The sequence below is a fragment of the Aeromicrobium sp. genome, from assembly GCF_050700635.1.
Lineage (GTDB): Bacteria > Actinomycetota > Actinomycetes > Propionibacteriales > Nocardioidaceae > Aeromicrobium.
In genome coordinates, this window is record NZ_JBOHDT010000046.1 from 1 (window position 1) to 16059 (window position 16059).

Consider the following 16059-nt stretch of genomic DNA (forward strand, 5'->3'; position numbering starts at 1 on the left):
ACGTGGCCGAGGCTGATCCCGCGATCAGTCCGGACCTGCACCACCGGCTCAGCGACTTCGTGGCCGGCTGCATCGCCGCAGCCCTGGCTCGCCTGAACGCCGAGATGCAGCGGCGGCTCGGGCGGCCCTAGGGTGTGTCTCCATCGCGCTCCCGACTTGGGTTGACTCCTATGCTCGACAACCATGGGAAGCAAGGGGGATCACATCGACGGCGACGCGCATCCGACGACCAGAGGGCACGAGAAGCTGAAGCTGCCCGAGGGCGTTGAGATCACCGTCGAGCCTCCGGTGCAGTTCAACGGACGCTTCCAGTTCAGCGAACCCACGCGGATCGGTGCCTTCACGTACTTCTACAGCGGGCTCGCGGTGCGCTGCAGGTCGATCGGTCGCTACTGCTCCATCGCGGGCGGTGTGCGGATCGGCGATTACGAGCACCCCACGCACTGGCTCAGCACCAGCGCGTTCCAGTACAACGAGGCGCGCTTCGACTTCCACGACTCCGCCGACACCTACGACAAGGTCCCGGAGGAGCGCGCCGACTTCCGCGGCGACGGTCCGGTCATCGGCAACGACGTCTGGATCGGCGCACGCGCCACGATCACCCGCGGAGTCACGATCGGGGACGGCGCCGTGGTGGCCGCCTCGGCAGTCATCAGCAAGGACGTGCCGCCGTATGCCCTCGTCGGAGGGGTGCCGGCGACAGTCATCCGGCACCGGTTCGACGACGACACGATCAAGCGACTGCTCGACCTCGAGTGGTGGCGCTTCACGCCGAACCAGCTCGACGGCGTTCCGTTCGACGACATCGACGCTGCGATTGACGAGGTCCAGCGCCGCATCGACGCGGGCATGGAGCCGTACGAGCCCGCCTCCGACACGCTGCCGCACCCGCCCCCGCCGCCGCCGCCGCCACCGCCAGAGCCCCCGCCACCTCCTCCTCCGACCGGTCTGACCCGCATCCGCCGGTCGGTGCGCCCGCGCACCAGGTGGCGGGCGTTCAAGCGGGGCTGAGCCTGCGGACGGTGTCGATGGTGTCGGCCTCGGTGGCGCGCTTGTCGTCGCGGTAGCGGAGCACGCGGGCGAACCGCAGCGCCAGACCACCGGGGTAGCGGGTGCTGCGCTGGAGTCCGTCGAAGGCGACCTCGACCACTTGCTCGGGACGGACGTGCACGATGTGGCCCTCGCGGGAGGTCTCCAGCTCGAGGAACCGCTCGGTCTGCCAGGCGAGCATCTCGTCGGTCATGCCCTTGAACGTCTTGCCGAGCATCACCCAGCCGTCACCGTCGCGGGCACCCATGTGGATGTTGGACAGCATTCCCTTGCGCCGGCCGCTGCCCCACTCGACGGCGAGGACGACGAGGTCGAGCGTGTGCCGTGGCTTCACCTTGACCCAGCCGGATCCGCGGCGACCCGCCTCCCACGTGCTGTCGACGCCCTTGAGGACCACGCCCTCGTGACCGTCGGCGAGAACACGGGCTTGGAACTCAGCAGCGGCTTCTGCGGTTTCGGCGAGCAGTCGAGGGACGAGGTGCTCCTCGGGGACGAGCCGTGACAGGATGTCGGCCCGCTCCGTGGCCGGTGCGTCGATGAGGACGCGTCCGTCGAGGTGCAGGACGTCGAAGAAGTACGGGCTCATCACCAGGTCGGACGCCGTGACCGTCATGGAGCGTGACGCGGTGTCCTGGAAGGCCCGCGGCCGTCCGTCGTCGTCCACCAGCAGGGCCTCGCCGTCAAGCACGAACGACTCGACCGGCAGCGACCGGGCCAGCTCGACGAGCTCAGGGAACCGCCCGGTCACGTCGTCGAGGCTCCTCGACCAGACCGAGACGTCCGTGCCCGCACGGTGTACCTGGATCCGGATGCCGTCGAGCTTGCCGTCGACGAGGCAGGGCAGTCCGACGGCCTCCAAGGCGGCGGTCAGGTCGGGTGCGCTGCCGGCGAGCATCGGCTGCACCGCGCGTCCGACCTCCAGGCCCACGGCCGCGAGCGCCTCCGCCCCGCCACTGGCTGCGGCGTGGGCCGCGAACGGCGCCGACCCGGCGAGCATCACCGCGCGACGCACGATCGGCACTGGAATCTCGTACGCCGCCGCGATGCCTTCGACCAGCACACCTTCCAGCGCACCGGTGCGGATCTCCCCGGTGATCAAGCCGGCGAGCAGCTTCTGCTCGGGCTCGGTGGCCGCACCGAACAACTCGTCCAGGAGGCGACGCCGTTCGGCTTGCGAGCCCGAGCCGGAGACGGCGGCGATCTCGTCGAACGCCGCATCGACGGTCGAGACGGCGAGCGACGGCTCGGTCGCGGGTGCCGGGAGGTCGGTCAGTGACCGCCAGCCGACGCCGGTGCGCCGTTGGGTGAGTGCCCCAGAGAGGTACGTTGCGACGACGAAGACGTCGTCGCCGGCCTGGCGCAAGCAGTCGGCCACAGCGGCGATCTTCGCCTTGCGCGAGCGCGTGGCGCGCACGGCGTCGAAGGTGGTGACGAGGTCGGTCAGCCGCACACCGCCCATTCAAGCGTCCAGCACCCACGATCGGCGCTCTTCACCGTCCCAGCGGCGCATTCCGGCGACCGATCCATCGGCGCCGATCCGCCCGCCGAGCAGGTCCACGGCCGCCGACAGGTCGGCCGAGCCGACCCTGCGGGCGAGCGTGACATGCGGTGTCCAGCGGCCCGGCGCCATCGTGTCCGGCATTCCAGGGCAGTCCCGGAGGGCCGTCCACACGGTCGCCTGAAGTTCGAGGAGCGGCAGGCTCGGAACCACGAGACGGACCAGGACAGACGATCGTCCGCCGAGCAACATCAGTCCGCCGAGACGGAGCTCGAGCCCGACGCCGTGGTCGATCTCGCGCAGCGCGTCCTCGACATGGGCGGGAACCGACGCCGCGACCCCGACGGTGATGTGAGGGACCGCCGGCTCGCCGCCGCGGCGCAAGGTCCTGGTCACGCCGGCATCGACCAGCGCTTCCCACTCGTGCCGCACCAACGCCTCGAGGCGGGCGTCGAACAACAGCTCCACGGACTGGACCACGCGATCACCCTAGGGCGGGTCCTAGTCTCGAACCATGACCGAGCTGCACGACCTCGACGCCACCGCGCAGGCCGCACTGCTACGTCGTCGCGAAGTGTCGGCGGTCGAGCTCATCCAGCACCACCTCGACCGCATCGACGCCCATGCCGAGGCGCTGGGCGCGTTCATCACCGTCACCGGCGACCCGGCGCTCGAGCGCGCGGCCGAGGCGGACCGAAAGTTGGCCGACGGCGACACCGCGCCATTTCTCGGTGTGCCGACGGCGTTCAAGGACCTGACCTCAACGGCTGGTGTCCGCACCACCATGGGCTCGGTGGTGATGCAGGACAACGTCCCGGAGATCGACGCCTACGTGGTCGAGCTCGTCCAGCGGGCCGGATTCATCAGCCTCGGCAAGACCAACACCCCGGAGTTCGGGCTGTCCTCCTACACCGACAACGACCTCGTCGGGTCGGCCCGGACACCCTGGGACGTCACACGCAACGCCGGCGGGTCGAGCGGCGGTGCGGCGGCCGCGGTGGCGGCGAGGCTGGTCCCGGTCGCCGAGGCCAGCGACGGCGGCGGATCCATCCGGATCCCGGCCAGCTGCTGTGGCGTGGTCGGGTTCAAGCCGAGCCGTGGCCGGGTCAGTGCCGGACCGCTCGGCAGCGACTGGAGCGGGTTGGCCGGCGACGGCGCGATCACGCGCACGGTGCGCGACGCCGCCGCGATGCTCGACGCGATGGCGCACCCTATGCCCGGCGACCTGCGGCCGCTCCCCGATCCGGACACGGCTTTCACGGCGTGGGCGGCACGCGAGCCGCGGCGCCTGCACATCGCCCGCTGGTCGACGCCCTACCTGCCCGGCATCGAGGCGTCCGAGTCGTCGGTGGCCGCATGGGAGGCCGCGAGTCGCCTGCTGGAGTCGCTCGGCCACGAGGTGGTCGACGTCGACAACCCGTTCCCGGCCGAGCTCGAGCCGCAGTTCAACGTCGTCTGGTCGAGCGCCATGGCCGCCGCACCCGTCCCCGAGGAGGCGATCACCACGCTGCGGCCGAACACGCGCTACTGGCTGCTCCGCGGGCGGGAGGCGTCCGGCGTCGACCTCGCCCGCGCGATCCAGTTCCTCGAGGCGACCACCCGCGACGTCGTGACGTCCATGCGTGAGTACGACGTGTGGCTGACGCCCACGCTCGCGCTCCCGCCCCAGCCGTCCGAGTGGTTCACCGAGTCCGGCGACCCGACCGAGGACCACCGGCGCGAGCTGCTCTTCACGCCGTTCACCGCCGTCTACAACATGGCCGGCGTGCCCGCCGCGAGCCTGCCCCTCGGATGGACCGACGACCCGACATTGCCGGTCGGCGTCATGCTCGCAGGGCGACCAGGGGAGGACGGTCCGCTGTTCTCGTTGCTCGCCCAGGTCGAGGGGGCCGCGCCGTGGGCCGACCGTGCGCCGCCCGGGCCGTGGTCAGCGTGATCGCCGGTACGCGGCCGTCCGAACGTCGCATGTTGCGGACGAACCCGCTCGGGTCGTGGCTGCTCGGTCCCGGCGACGAGGGAAGTCGCCGGCTGCGGGTCCGCGTACAGATACTGCTGACCGCGTCCGTGGTGCTGGCCAACATCATCGGCATCCTGCTCGTGGTCCTGCTGATGACCGTGGTGATCCCAGGGGGCGAGATGCTGAGGGCCGATCTCGTGCTGGTCAACTTCGTCGCGGTCCCCCTGTACGCCGGGGCGTCACTGGTGGTGGGCTCGATCTGGGGCACCGTGTGGGCGTTGAAGTCGCTTCGCTGGTCCATCGAGGACCGCGACGCCGACCGGAAGGACCGCATCGCCACGCTGCGGGTGCCGTGGAAGCTGACGATCGTCTCCGGTGTCCTCTGGCTGGTCGGCACGGCCGCGTTCACCCTCATGTACGGGCTGACCGACGCCGAGCTGATCCTCAAGGTCGCGTTCACGACCGGCATGGCAGGCATAGTCGTGTGCGCCAACACCTATCTGCTCAGCGAGTTCGCGCTCAGACCTGTCGCCGCACGTGCCCTCTCCACCGCGCCGCCGAGGCACGCAGTCGGCTTCGGCATCACCCTGCGGTCGTTGCTGATCTGGCTGCTGAGCGCGATCCCGGTGGCCGGTCTGATGATCGTCGCCATCTCCGCCCTGGTGCGGGAGAACGTCACGACCAACCGCTTGGCGATCACCATCCTCGCGCTCGGCGGCATCGGACTCGTCTTCGGGCTGCTGCTGATCTGGATGAACACGCGCGCGATGGTTGCTCCGATCCGCACGGTCACCGCCGGTCTGGCCAAGGTGCAGCGCGGCGACCTCTACGCCGAGGTGCTCGTCTTCGACGGCACCGAGCTCGGCCTGCTGCAGACGGGCTTCAACCAGATGGTCAGCGACGTCCGGGAGCGCGAGCGGATCCGCGACCTGTTCGGCCGACATGTCGGGGAGGACGTGGCCGAGGCTGCGATGTCGCGGCAGATCGAGCTCGGCGGCGAGGTGCGTGACGTCGCCGTGCTGTTCATCGACGTCGTCGGGTCGACCGCGATCGCCACGGAGCAGCCACCGCAGGACGTCGTGAAGCTGCTGAACCGGTTCTTCGCGGTCGTGGTCGCCGAGGTGCACGAGCACGGAGGGTTCGTCAACAAGTTCGAGGGTGACGCGGTGCTGGCCATCTTCGGTGCACCGGAGGACCTGGACGACGCCGCCGGCAAGGCGCTCGCAGCCGCCCGGACGATGACCGCCCGGCTGCGCGACGAGGTGCCCGAGTGCGAGGCGGGCGTCGGGGTGTCGGCCGGCCAGGCCGTCGCCGGCAACGTCGGTGCCGAGAGCCGGTTCGAGTACACCGTGATCGGCGACCCGGTCAACGAGGCCGCCCGGCTCTCGGAGCAGGCCAAGGGCGTCGACGGCCGGGTCGTCGCGTCGATGCGAGCGGTCGAGGCGGCATCGTCCGACGAGGCCGAGCGCTGGCATGAGGTCGACGAGGTTCAGCTGCGTGGCCGCATCGAGGCGACCAGGATCGCGGTGCCCGCTATTCGCGTGCAGTGAAGACGATGGGGTCGCCGTCGGTGATGGCGATCGTGTGCTCGGAGTGGGCGCCGCGGGAGCCGTCGACGCTGCGGATCGTCCAGCCGTCGGCGTCCATCCTGATCTCGTCGGTGGTCTCGAGCAGCCAGGGCTCGATGGCGATGACGAGTCCGGGCTTGAGCGGGAACCCCCGGCCGGCGCGACCGTCGTTGGGCACGTGCGGGTCGCCGTGCATCGTGCGGCCGACGCCGTGCCCGCCGAACTGCGTGTTGACCTTGTAGCCCGCGTCGCGCGAGAGGTCGCCGATGGTCGCGGAGATGTCGCCCAGTTTGTTGCCCGCTCTCGCCACGCCGATCGCGGCGTCGAGTGCGCGGCGGGTTGTGTCGATGAGGCGGACGTCCTCGTCGCGCGGCGTCCCGACGATCGTGCTGACGGCGGAGTCGCTCACCCAGCCGCCGACCGCGACCGCGAAGTCGAAGCTGACCAGATCGCCGTCGCGCAGCCGGTAGTCGAATGGAAGCCCGTGCAACACCGCGTCGTTGACCGATGTGCACAGCACCTTGCCGAACGGCATCGCGCCGAACGACGGGTGGTAGTCGATGTAGCACGACTCGGCGCCACGCTCGCGGATCATCTTGTGCGCGAGTGCGTCGAGCTCCAGCAGGTTCATGCCCACGTCGGCCACCTCGACGAGGCGCGTCAGCACGGTTGCGACGAACTCACCGGCCGGACGCATCTCGTCCAGTTGCCTGGGAGTGAGGAGGTCGATCGCCATGGCGCCACGGTATCGAGGTGGGACACGGCTGCTTCACTGGTCCCGTGCCCGAGACGCACTTCGACTACTCCAACCTCAGCGGACGTCCGCCCGGTCCGGTGATGTCGATCGCGGCTCGGCTCCTTCCGAGTGTCCGTGGGGTGCAGGCGCAGGTAGAGCCGTACGCGCGGGCTTGGGAGGAGCACAACCGTGCGGCCGTGCGGGCCGACGGGCCGCTGTGGGTGGTGCTGGGCGACTCGATGGCCCAGGGCATCGGGGCGAGCGCGTACGACCGTGGTTGGGCCGGGCAGCTCGCCGACCGGCTTCCCGGCTACCGGATGGTCAACCTGTCCGTCTCGGGTGGGCGCCTCACCGACCTCCTCCACCGTCAGATCCCGGCCATGGAGGCACTCGGCCAGCCCGACCTCGTCACGGTGATCGTCGGCAGCAACGACCTCATCAGCCGGCGCCTGCGCGAGGCGCTCCCGGCCAGGCTCGCGGAGGTGCTGCGCCGGCTGCCCGTGGGCAGCGTCGTCGGCACGCAGCCGGGCGGCCGCTCCGGAGCGCTCCAGTTCAACCGACTCGTCGACGAGGCTGCGGCGTCCCGCGGGCTGGTGGTCGCGGAGTTCCGCGACCCCAGGATGCGCAGCTGGAAGGGCAAGCTCGCCGCCGACCACTTCCACCCGAACGACCTCGGCTACGCGGGCATGGCCGAGATCGTCGCGGAGGCTCTCGAAGTACGCTGAGCGGCCCCGCCCGTGGTTACGGCTTCAGCGTGATCGCAGCAACTTCTCGGCGAACTCGATGATCTTGTCGGCTTGGCGGAGTGCCTTCGCGAGACTCGCCTCGCTGACCGGCTGCTGAAGGTACTGCCATGAGGTCTTGGAACCCACGAGCCGCTGCAGAGCTGCAGCCGCCTCGGCCGAACCATTCACCCGTCGCAGCAGCGTGTGCCCCTGTGTGTGCTCACCCTTCCACGCCAATCCGAGCGCCGCCGCGCACGCTGCATCGGCTGCGGCGATGGCGGCGAGAGCCGCCGACGACGCCGCAGCCTTCCTCCCCGCCGCGGCGCCGATGCGGTCGGCCGTGATGGCAGCCTGGAGCCGAAACGCCCGCGCGTCTTCCATTCGCGCGCGGGCGAAGGAGTTGTCTACGTCGCGGGTGTCGGTGCCGCGAGGTGACATCACCGCTTCTTCCCGTGCATGACCGCGCTCCTGACCTGCTGCATCTGTTCCCGCAAGCGCTTCATCTCAGGAGTCTTCTCGAGAGCCTCGGTCAGGCTCTTTGTCTGGCGCTTGGTCTCGACCATCTGCGCAAACAGCCGGGCAATGTCGGGGCTCGGGACCATGGCATCGATTCTGTCGCCAGCTAGAGACACACGCTCTGATCGAATTGACGGCTCGTCGTTCGCCTTCGCTTCCACCAGTTGTGGAGGATCCATGACCAGGATCTCGCACACGTTTCCGGTCCAACGAAGGACGGCATCTCGCAGTGAATCGACCTGAGCATCCCAGGCGTCCTCGGCATCAACCGTCAGGTGGGGACTGACGATCATGAGATCTACATCCGATTCGCCCGTGCTTCGTCCAGTGGCAACCGAACCAAAAAGCTCCACCGACATCGGAGGAATGGACCACGTCGCCACCTCTGTCTGAATGCGCTCGTCCAGCAGCTCGTGCGCTGACGCAAACGCCTCCACCGCGGGCCACAGCAAATGCTCTCGATTGGCGCGGTATGTGAATCGGCTGCCTACGTGTTCCTCGACAACGATTCCTTGGCCGACGAGACGCTTGAGAACCTTGCGGACCCCAGCGTCGCTTCCGCTCTTTGACAACCGGTGGATCTGCGCCCGAGTGAGAGCGGCGTCGGAACCTGAGAGGGCGTGCAAGACAGGGCCGTCAAGGGTCGGCGTCACCACACGAAACGGGTTGGAAAAGTCCATAACAGAAATCGTACTTTAGTACGGCTATTCGTACAATAGTTTTGTTATTCCACTGAGCGTCGGAGGCGTTGCATGCCGGCGAGCCAGTGGTCGCGGTCGGCGGCCTTGCCCAGCTGCATGGCGTCGACCTGTGGATGAGGGAGCGCCAGAAAGCGTCCCTCCTCGACGGCATCGAGGACGACGCCGGCCACGGCCAACGGATCGAGCATCTCGCCCGAGCCGGCAACCGCGGCGTGCGACACCCGGGCATCGGGGTGCTCGCTGGTGTCGCCGCCCTCCACCATCGGGGTGCGGACGCCCATCGGGCAGAGGCAGCAGACCTGCACACCACGGTCGCCGTAGGTGGCGGCCAGCCACTCGGAGAACCCGAGCGCCGCGTGCTTGGAGGTCGTGTACGTCGCCGAGCCGAGCTGCACCAGCAGGCCGGCCGCCGAGGCGGTGCTGACGAAGCAACCGCCCTGGTCGCCGGCCGAAGCCCGCTCGACCCAGCGGGGCACGAGCAGGCGCGCCGCCCGGACGTGCGCCATCACGTTGACGTCCCAGCTGGCCGCCCAGGCGTCCTCGTCGGCTTCGAGCCCGAACCCGCGGAAGACGCCGGCGTTGGCAAAGTACAGGTCTACGTCGCGCGACGTCAGCGCTCGCAGGTGGGCCTCGTCGGTGACGTCACCGGCCAGGTGGTCGACGCGATCGGGGTACATGCCGGCCAGTCGTTCAGCGGCGACGTCCAGCCTGCCTGCGTCGAGGTCGGTGAGCACGACGGACGACGCGCCCCGTTCGAGCAAACGCTGCGCGATCGCATCCCCGATACCCCCGGCGGCGCCGGTGACGATCGCAGACGCGCCCTCGACGTTCATCGATGCTTCGCGAGCTCGGCGCGGGCGAGGCTGTTCTTGTGCACCTCGTCAGGCCCGTCGGCGAAGCGCAACGTGCGGATGCCGGCGAACCACTCGGCGAGCGGGAAGTCCTGGCTCAGTCCGCCGGCCCCGTGCACCTGGATGGCCTTGTCGAGGATCCACTCGACGGTCGCCGGGGTGGCGATCTTGATCGCCTGGATCTCGGTGTGGGCGGCCCGGTTGCCCTTCTCGTCCATCAGCCACGCGGCCTTCAGGACGAGCAGACGCAGCTGCTCGATCCGCACGCGCGACTCGGCGATCCAGTCGCGCACGACGCCTTGGTCGGCGATCGGCTTGCCGAAGGCGACCCGCGATGCGGCCCGTTGACACATCAGCTCGATCGCGCGCTCGGCCAGGCCGATGGAGCGCATGCAGTGGTGGATTCGGCCCGGACCGAGCCGTGCCTGCGCGATCGCGAAACCCTCGCCCTCGGCGCCGATGATGTTCGACACCGGCACCCGGACGTCGTTGAACGCCAGCTCGGCGTGGCCGCCGTGGTCGCGGTCGGAATAGCCGAACACGTGCATGCCGCGCTTGATCTCCAGGCCCGGGGTGTCGCGCTCGACGAGGACCATCGACTGCTGGCGATGGCGCTCGGCCTCGGGGTCGGTCTTGCCCATGACGATGAAGATCTTGGAGTCCGGGTTCATCGCGCCGGTGATCCACCACTTGCGGCCGTTGATGACGTACTCGTCACCGTCACGGACGATGCTGAGCTCGATGTTGGTGGCGTCCGACGATGCGACCTGCGGCTCGGTCATCGCGAACGACGACCGGATGGTGCCCTCGAGCAGCGGCTCCAGCCACTGCTTCTTCTGCTCGTCGGTACCGAACATGGCGAGGACTTCCATGTTCCCGGTGTCCGGCGCGGAGCAGTTGAACGCCGCCGGCGCCATCTGGATGCTGCGGCCGGTGATCTCGGCGATCGGCGCGTACTGGAGGTTCGTGAGCCCTGCACCCCCTTTTGAGGGATCCCCCGGCAGGAAGAAGTTCCACAGTCCCTGGGCCTTCGCCTTCTCGCGGACGTCGCCGACGATGGCCGGAAACGTCCAGGAGTCGTCGGTGGCGAGCTGGTCGATCTGCTCACGCAGCGTGGCCTCGGCCGGGTAGACCTCGGCGTCCATGAACGCCTCGACCCGCTCGATCAAAGCCTTGGTCTCGTCGTCGTAGTCGAAGTGCATGTCAGGCCGCCATCACGTAGACGACGTCCGCGATGCACGCCGGCTTCGCGGCGCCTTCACGCTCGATGACGAAGGAGATGACCGCCTGGGTGCCGATCGGGATGTCGCCGACCTCGCGCAGCGTGGCGGTCGCCCTGATGCGCGAGTCGACCGGCACCGGATCGGGGAAGCGCACCTTGTTGGCGCCGTAGTTGATCCCCAGCGTGAGCCCCTGGACGTCGTAAATGCTCTGGGCGAGCACCGGCAGCATCGAGAGCGTCAGATAGCCGTGGGCGATCGTGCCGCCGAACGGCCCTGACGCCGCACGCTCCGGGTCGACGTGGATCCATTGGTGGTCGCCGGTAGCGTCGGCGAACAAGTTGATCTGCTGCTGCGTGACGGTGATCCAGTCGCTGGTGCCGAGCTCCTCCCCGGCGGCGGCGCGGAACGCGTCGAGGTTCTCGAACGTACGAGGCATGAACACTCCTGAGTGGCCGGACTAAGCGCTTGCTTAGTCGGCACCCTAGCCGCCGAGCAGGAAAGCGACAACGGGCACGGCGCCGAGGGCGGCGGCGAGCGCGAGCCCGGTGAGGTCGAGGCGCGTCCAGGTGGCCGGTTCGGCCCAGGTGCGGGTGTCGGCGGTGACGAAGCCGCGTGCGTCCATCGCGACGGCCGAGCGGGTGGCGCCTCGCATGGCGTGGACGAGGAGGGCGAACGTCATCCCGCCTACGTAGCGGGCAGTCACGATCGGGTTGCGCGACGGGCCGAGTCCGCGGGCGCGGCGGGTGCGCTCCAGCTGGGTCCAGGCGTGACCGAACGAAGTGACGCGTTGCAGCGCCGCACCGAACGCGGCGACGAGGCGGGCGGGGAGTCGCAGCGTCTGCGCAAGGTAGTCGCTCAGCCGGGCCGGGTCGAGGTAGCCGACGGCCACCGAGCCGGGCCAGGCCAGCACCACCAGCCGGAGTCCCTGCACGAGACCGGCCTCGAGGCCACCGCTGCTCAGCCGCCAGGCCGAGTACACGACGGTGAGCGCGGCGAACAGCGAGAAGGCCAGGCAGATGAGTGGGTACCGCCAGCCCGGCAGGAGCACCAGCCCAGCCAAAACGTACGCGGCGAGCGCGATGCCACCGATGGTCAGGTCGGTGATGAAGAACGAGCCGACCAGCGAGAACGCCCCGACGGACAGCAGCACGAGCGGGTTCGCGCGCAGGATCTGGGTTCTCATGACCTGACCCCATGACGTAGCGGCACGGTGACGTCGACCGGGAGGTCGTCGTCGTGGGTCGAGATGCCGACGGCCGCGCCGGTACGGGCCGACGCCGCGACCCAGCCCGCGACCGCAGCCCACGTGTGTCGGTCCTGGCCGACCGTCGGCTCGTCGAGGAGGACGAGCCCGGGTCGGTGGGCGAGCGCCGCCGCAAGCGCGAGCCGGCGCTGCTCGCCTCCGGACAAACGATACGGGTGCGCTGCGCCGAGATGCCCGAGCCCGAGGACGTCGAGCACCGCGCCGACGTTGACCGGACGCTCGATCACCTCACCGGTGCGGGCGACCTCGGACTCGACCTGCGACGTCACGAAGCCGAGCTCAGCGTCCTGGGGCACCCAGCCGACGTCCCGCGCAAGCTGGCGACTGCGCCGGCGAGTCGGGTCCGGGGTGATCGTGCCGGACAGCGGCTTGATGAGACCACCGAGCACCGCGAGCGCGGTGGACTTGCCGGCACCGCTGGGTCCGACGATCGCGGTCCGCGTGCTCGACCTCAGCTCGAGGTCCAGGCCATCGATGGCCCTGGTGCGCTCGTTTCCGCGCAGGGTGCGGGTGACGAGGTCGACCGTCACGCCCTCGGCCCGCACCTCGAGCACGTCACCATCCGGGCGGACGAGCTCATCCGGCACATCGATCGGCGTGGGCGCCGGTAGTCCGGGCATCCAGAGCCCGTCGATGGGCGGGGCGGCGAGGAACGCCGCGACGGATCCGTCGAAGGCGAGACCGCTGTCGGCCAGCACCACGACCCGGTCGACGTGCTGGAGCCAGGGCTCGAACCGGTGCTCGACGACGACCATCGTCCGCTCGCCGGCGACCTCCAGAACCGCGTCACGGACCGCAGCGGCGTGACCGGCGTCGAGCATCGACGTCGGCTCGTCGAGGAGCAGCAGGTCAGGCCGGAGGGCCAGGACCCCCGCCAGTGCAAGCCGCTGCCGCTCACCGCCTGACAGTGCGGTGGTGAGGTGGGCGCGACCGTACGGAAGCCGGACGGAGTCCAGCGCCTCGTCGACCCGTTGCCAGATCTGCTCTCGCGGAAGGGCGAGGTTCTCCGGCCCGAACGCGACGTCTCGTCCGATGCGGTCGGCGACGACCGCGTCGTCAGGATTCTGGGGCAGAAGCCCGAGTCGTCCGTCGACCTCCGCCACGCCCGTGACCTCGCCGGCGATCGTGGTGCCGAGCGCCCCGGCGAGGGCGTGCAGGAGCGATGACTTGCCGGCCCCGCTGGCGCCGAGGACCAGCACCCGCTCACCCGCGGTGATCTCGAGGTCGAGATCCCGGATGACCGGCTCGCGGCGACCGAGCGGGCGCCAGGTGAAGCCCGCGAAGCGGACTCCGCCTGTGCTCATCTCGTCGCTAGACCTCGGTGGCGGCGTCGCGTCCGGGCCCGAACGCATCGAGCACACCCGCGCGGGCCAGCGCCTGCACGAGCAGCCACCCACCGATGCCGGCGATGACGATGCCCGCCAGCGTGAGGAAACCGAGATGGGCCAGCTTGTAGCCGAAGTCCCAGGCGGCGGTGAACGGCTGCGTCCACTCGTAGAAGGCCTCGACGATGCCCGCGAGTGCGCCCGCCGCCATCGCGACCAACAGGCCGAAGCGCTTGTAGAAGACGGCCAGGAAGACCAGCTCGGCACCGAGGCCCTGGAAGAAGCCGGACGCGAACACCGTGAGGCCCCACTCCGTGCCGCCGAGGACGACGGTCGAGACGGCGGCCGCGAAGAACTCGGTGGCGAACGCGGCTCCGGGCTTGCGGACGATCAGGCCACCGACCACGCCGGCCATCAGCCAGGTGCCGGCGAGCAGTGCCGCGCTGGGCGGGAACGAGAAGACCGCCAGCGCGCTGAGCGGGGCGTACACCTTGCCCCAGGCCCAGAAGATGACGCCGAACGCGACCGCGAGCGTGGCGATGGTGACGAGGTCGATCGTGCGGTAGCGCACGTCGGGCCTGGTGGATGAAACGGCAGAACTCATGATGTGACTCCCTTCGCCGGTGCTAACCGGAGCAGGTTCGAGGGTCTACGGTCTCCCGCACTCTCAGCGCCGTGGCGCTCCCCTGTCGGACGCCCCCATCCTACCGGCCGGTGAGTCGGTCGCCCACTCGGGCCAGTCGGCTGGGACGCAGCAGACCAGCATCCTCGCGTCGGTCGGCGGCCCGGTAGAGGCCGTACATCGCCCGCACCCCGAGCCAGCGCAGCGGCTCCGGCTCCCACCGGCGCACCCGGCGCCCGACCCACGGAAACGTGACGAGCTCGGAGTCACGCTCGAGCACGAGGTCGGCCAACGTGCGGCCGGCGAGGTACGTCGTGGTGAGGCCGCTGCCGACGTATCCGCCGGCGCTGCCGAGACCCTGCCCGTAGGTCACGCTCGCGCACCAGTCACGCGGGACACCGAGCACGCCGCACCACGCGTGCGCGATCCGCACGTCGCGTGTCGAGGGGAACAGCGCGTGGAGCGTCCGGAGCAGGGACTCGATCGTCCAGTCCTGGGTCCGGCCGTCGGTGTCGGTCCGCGATCCGAAGCGGTACGGGATGCCGCGACCGCCGAGGGCGATGCGTCCGTCGGCCGTGCGCTGGGCGTAGCAGTAGGCGTTTGCGCAGTCGCCGAGCAGCTCGGACCCGCTCCATCCGATCTCGTCCCAGACCCGATCGCCGAGGGGCTCGGTGACGATCATCGCCGAGTTCATCGGCAGCCAGGTCCGACGCTGGCCGCGAATGCTCGCCGTGTAGCCCTCGAGGCACCGCAGCACCACCGGGGCACGGACCACCCCGGCGTCGGTGGTGGCGGCACCACGATCGATCCGCGTGACGCGGGTGCGCTCGAGGATCCGTACACCGCGGCTCTCGACGGCGGCCGCGATGCCGGCGACCAGGCGGGCCGGATGCACCCTCGCCGCGTGCGGATTGAACCGCGCCCCGAGCGCACCGTCGACGCGCACGCGCGCCGCCACCTCGTCGGCGTTCAGCTCGGCACCGGAGAACCTCTCCCGCATCCGCACGAGCTGTGCCGGCGACCGAGCAACGAGAAGGACGCCGCTCTTCACCACGTCGGCCGCGATGCCCTCGTCGGCGCAGACGCCGATGACCTCGTCGACCGCTTGCTCCATCGCGGCGACGAGAGCCGGTTCCGTGTATCCGGAGAGCTGGGCCGACAACCAGCCGCCGTTGCGTCCGGACGCACCGAATCCCGCGAACTCGGCCTCCAGCACGATGATGTCGAGGGCGGGATCGTGGTGCGAGAGCCAGTAGGCCGTCCAGAGGCCCGTCAGACCGCCGCCGACGATGCACACGTCGCAGTCGAGGTCGCCCTCGAGCGCGGGCCGCGGGGCAGGGCGTCCGACCTGGGTCCACCAGAACGAGACGTTGCCGTTCATCAAGGCCATGGGGACACAATGGCTGCTATGCCTTCGCTTCGTACACCTGACCCGAATCCCGGCTGGCTCTCGGAGATCGCCCTGGACGAGACCCGAGCGCGGGTGCCGATCCTGTACGTCGAGGCCGTCCCGGTTCGGATCGACGCGCTCGGCCAGGTCGAGCACGTCGGCGTCCTGCTGCGCGGGTCCGCGACCACCGGTGAGCTCACCCGCACCCTCGTGTCGGGTCGCGTGATGCACGGCGAGTCGGTTCGGGAGGCACTGCTGCGCAATCTCGAGAAGGACCTGGGATCCACGGCGTTCCCGCAGCTGCCTGCCTCGACGGTGCCGTTCACCGTGGCCGAGTACTTCCCGCTGCCTGGCGTCACCCCGTTGCACGACCCGCGCCAGCACGCCGTCGCACTCGCCTACATCGTGCCGGTCAACGGCGACTGCAAGCCTCGCCAGGATGCCCTCGAGCTCACCTGGCTCACGCCGGAGGAGGCCGCGAGCCCGGAGGTGCTCGACGATCTCGAAGGCGGGCGCGGCACCCTGCTCATGCAGGCGCTCGCCGCGGCCGGCGCCCTCCCCCGCTGAACCATGGCTCCCGCCGGCGACGCGCCGAGCCGGTGGACGATGCTGGCGGTCGGGATGCTGGCGCAG

General features: G+C 69.9%; 17 protein-coding genes and 1 riboswitch. Of the genes, 5 read left to right on the forward strand and 12 right to left on the reverse strand.

What is annotated here, in order from left to right; all coding sequences use genetic code 11:
- Positions 1 to 183 precede the first annotated feature (183 nt).
- Positions 184 to 1011 carry a CatB-related O-acetyltransferase gene (locus tag ACRDPN_RS03420; RefSeq protein ID WP_431445925.1) on the forward strand — a complete coding sequence of 276 codons (828 nt, stop codon included), beginning with the start codon at positions 184 to 186 and terminating at the stop codon, positions 1009 to 1011.
- On the opposite strand, the gene ACRDPN_RS03425 is transcribed toward ACRDPN_RS03420, so the two are convergent.
- Both ACRDPN_RS03425 and ACRDPN_RS03430 read right to left on the reverse strand, forming a co-directional pair.
- Positions 998 to 2509, reverse strand: a complete 1512-nt coding sequence (locus tag ACRDPN_RS03425; RefSeq protein WP_431445926.1) for an ATP-dependent DNA ligase — start codon at positions 2507 to 2509, stop codon at positions 998 to 1000. The two genes, ACRDPN_RS03420 and ACRDPN_RS03425, sit on opposite strands and share 14 nt — an antisense overlap.
- A complete protein-coding gene (locus tag ACRDPN_RS03430) occupies positions 2510 to 3028 on the reverse strand; it encodes a 2'-5' RNA ligase family protein (RefSeq protein WP_431445927.1) in 519 nt (172 codons plus the stop codon).
- A gap of 34 nt (positions 3029 to 3062) precedes the next feature.
- Here ACRDPN_RS03430 and ACRDPN_RS03435 point away from each other — a divergent pair, with 34 nt between their 5' ends.
- The gene (locus ACRDPN_RS03435) at positions 3063 to 4484 is read left to right on the forward strand and encodes an amidase (protein ID WP_431445928.1); all 1422 of its coding nucleotides are present in this window, start codon (positions 3063 to 3065) and stop codon (positions 4482 to 4484) included.
- On the forward strand, positions 4445 to 6055 hold the full coding sequence (locus tag ACRDPN_RS03440) for an adenylate/guanylate cyclase domain-containing protein (RefSeq protein WP_431445929.1): 1611 nt from the start codon (positions 4445 to 4447) through the stop codon (positions 6053 to 6055). Before ACRDPN_RS03435 ends, ACRDPN_RS03440 begins: the two co-directional genes overlap by 40 nt.
- Here ACRDPN_RS03440 and map read toward each other — a convergent pair.
- Positions 6039 to 6809, reverse strand: a complete 771-nt coding sequence (gene map, locus ACRDPN_RS03445) for a type I methionyl aminopeptidase (protein ID WP_431445930.1) — start codon at positions 6807 to 6809, stop codon at positions 6039 to 6041. The two genes, ACRDPN_RS03440 and map, sit on opposite strands and share 17 nt — an antisense overlap.
- 44 nt (positions 6810 to 6853) lie before the next feature.
- Here map and ACRDPN_RS03450 point away from each other — a divergent pair, with 44 nt between their 5' ends.
- Complete coding sequence (locus ACRDPN_RS03450) at positions 6854 to 7534, forward strand: SGNH/GDSL hydrolase family protein (RefSeq protein ID WP_431445931.1); 681 nt, start codon at positions 6854 to 6856, stop codon at positions 7532 to 7534.
- Positions 7535 to 7558: 24 nt separating this feature from the next.
- Here ACRDPN_RS03450 and ACRDPN_RS03455 read toward each other — a convergent pair whose 3' ends face one another.
- From ACRDPN_RS03455 to ACRDPN_RS03495, 9 genes are all read right to left on the reverse strand, one after another.
- Positions 7559 to 7972: a hypothetical protein gene (locus ACRDPN_RS03455; RefSeq protein ID WP_431445932.1), complete on the reverse strand. Its 414-nt coding sequence runs from the start codon at positions 7970 to 7972 to the stop codon at positions 7559 to 7561.
- Positions 7972 to 8730 (reverse strand): nucleotidyltransferase domain-containing protein, encoded by a 759-nt coding sequence (locus tag ACRDPN_RS03460; RefSeq protein WP_431445933.1) that lies wholly within the window; start codon positions 8728 to 8730, stop codon positions 7972 to 7974. Before ACRDPN_RS03460 ends, ACRDPN_RS03455 begins: the two co-directional genes overlap by 1 nt.
- Before the next feature lie 44 nt (positions 8731 to 8774).
- Positions 8775 to 9584, reverse strand: a complete 810-nt coding sequence (locus ACRDPN_RS03465; protein WP_431445934.1) for an SDR family oxidoreductase — start codon at positions 9582 to 9584, stop codon at positions 8775 to 8777.
- On the reverse strand, positions 9581 to 10804 hold the full coding sequence (locus ACRDPN_RS03470; protein ID WP_431445935.1) for an acyl-CoA dehydrogenase family protein: 1224 nt from the start codon (positions 10802 to 10804) through the stop codon (positions 9581 to 9583). The genes ACRDPN_RS03465 and ACRDPN_RS03470 overlap by 4 nt, the downstream gene beginning before the upstream one ends.
- Position 10805: 1 nt before the next feature.
- Positions 10806 to 11261 (reverse strand): MaoC family dehydratase, encoded by a 456-nt coding sequence (locus tag ACRDPN_RS03475; RefSeq protein ID WP_431445936.1) that lies wholly within the window; start codon positions 11259 to 11261, stop codon positions 10806 to 10808.
- Between the two features lie 45 nt (positions 11262 to 11306).
- The gene (locus ACRDPN_RS03480) at positions 11307 to 12008 is read right to left on the reverse strand and encodes an energy-coupling factor transporter transmembrane component T family protein (RefSeq protein ID WP_431445937.1); all 702 of its coding nucleotides are present in this window, start codon (positions 12006 to 12008) and stop codon (positions 11307 to 11309) included.
- Positions 12005 to 13393: an ATP-binding cassette domain-containing protein gene (locus ACRDPN_RS03485; protein WP_431445938.1), complete on the reverse strand. Its 1389-nt coding sequence runs from the start codon at positions 13391 to 13393 to the stop codon at positions 12005 to 12007. The genes ACRDPN_RS03480 and ACRDPN_RS03485 overlap by 4 nt, the downstream gene beginning before the upstream one ends.
- A 7-nt stretch (positions 13394 to 13400) precedes the next feature.
- Positions 13401 to 14018: an ECF transporter S component gene (locus ACRDPN_RS03490; RefSeq protein WP_431445939.1), complete on the reverse strand. Its 618-nt coding sequence runs from the start codon at positions 14016 to 14018 to the stop codon at positions 13401 to 13403.
- Positions 14010 to 14112, reverse strand: a riboswitch (TPP riboswitch). Its footprint overlaps the gene before it by 9 nt.
- Before the next feature lie 6 nt (positions 14113 to 14118).
- Positions 14119 to 15426 carry an NAD(P)/FAD-dependent oxidoreductase gene (locus ACRDPN_RS03495; protein WP_431445940.1) on the reverse strand — a complete coding sequence of 436 codons (1308 nt, stop codon included), beginning with the start codon at positions 15424 to 15426 and terminating at the stop codon, positions 14119 to 14121.
- Between the two features lie 18 nt (positions 15427 to 15444).
- Between ACRDPN_RS03495 and ACRDPN_RS03500 the strand changes: the two genes are divergently transcribed.
- Positions 15445 to 15993, forward strand: a complete 549-nt coding sequence (locus ACRDPN_RS03500) for an NUDIX hydrolase family protein (RefSeq protein WP_431445941.1) — start codon at positions 15445 to 15447, stop codon at positions 15991 to 15993.
- Positions 15994 to 16059 lie beyond the last annotated feature (66 nt).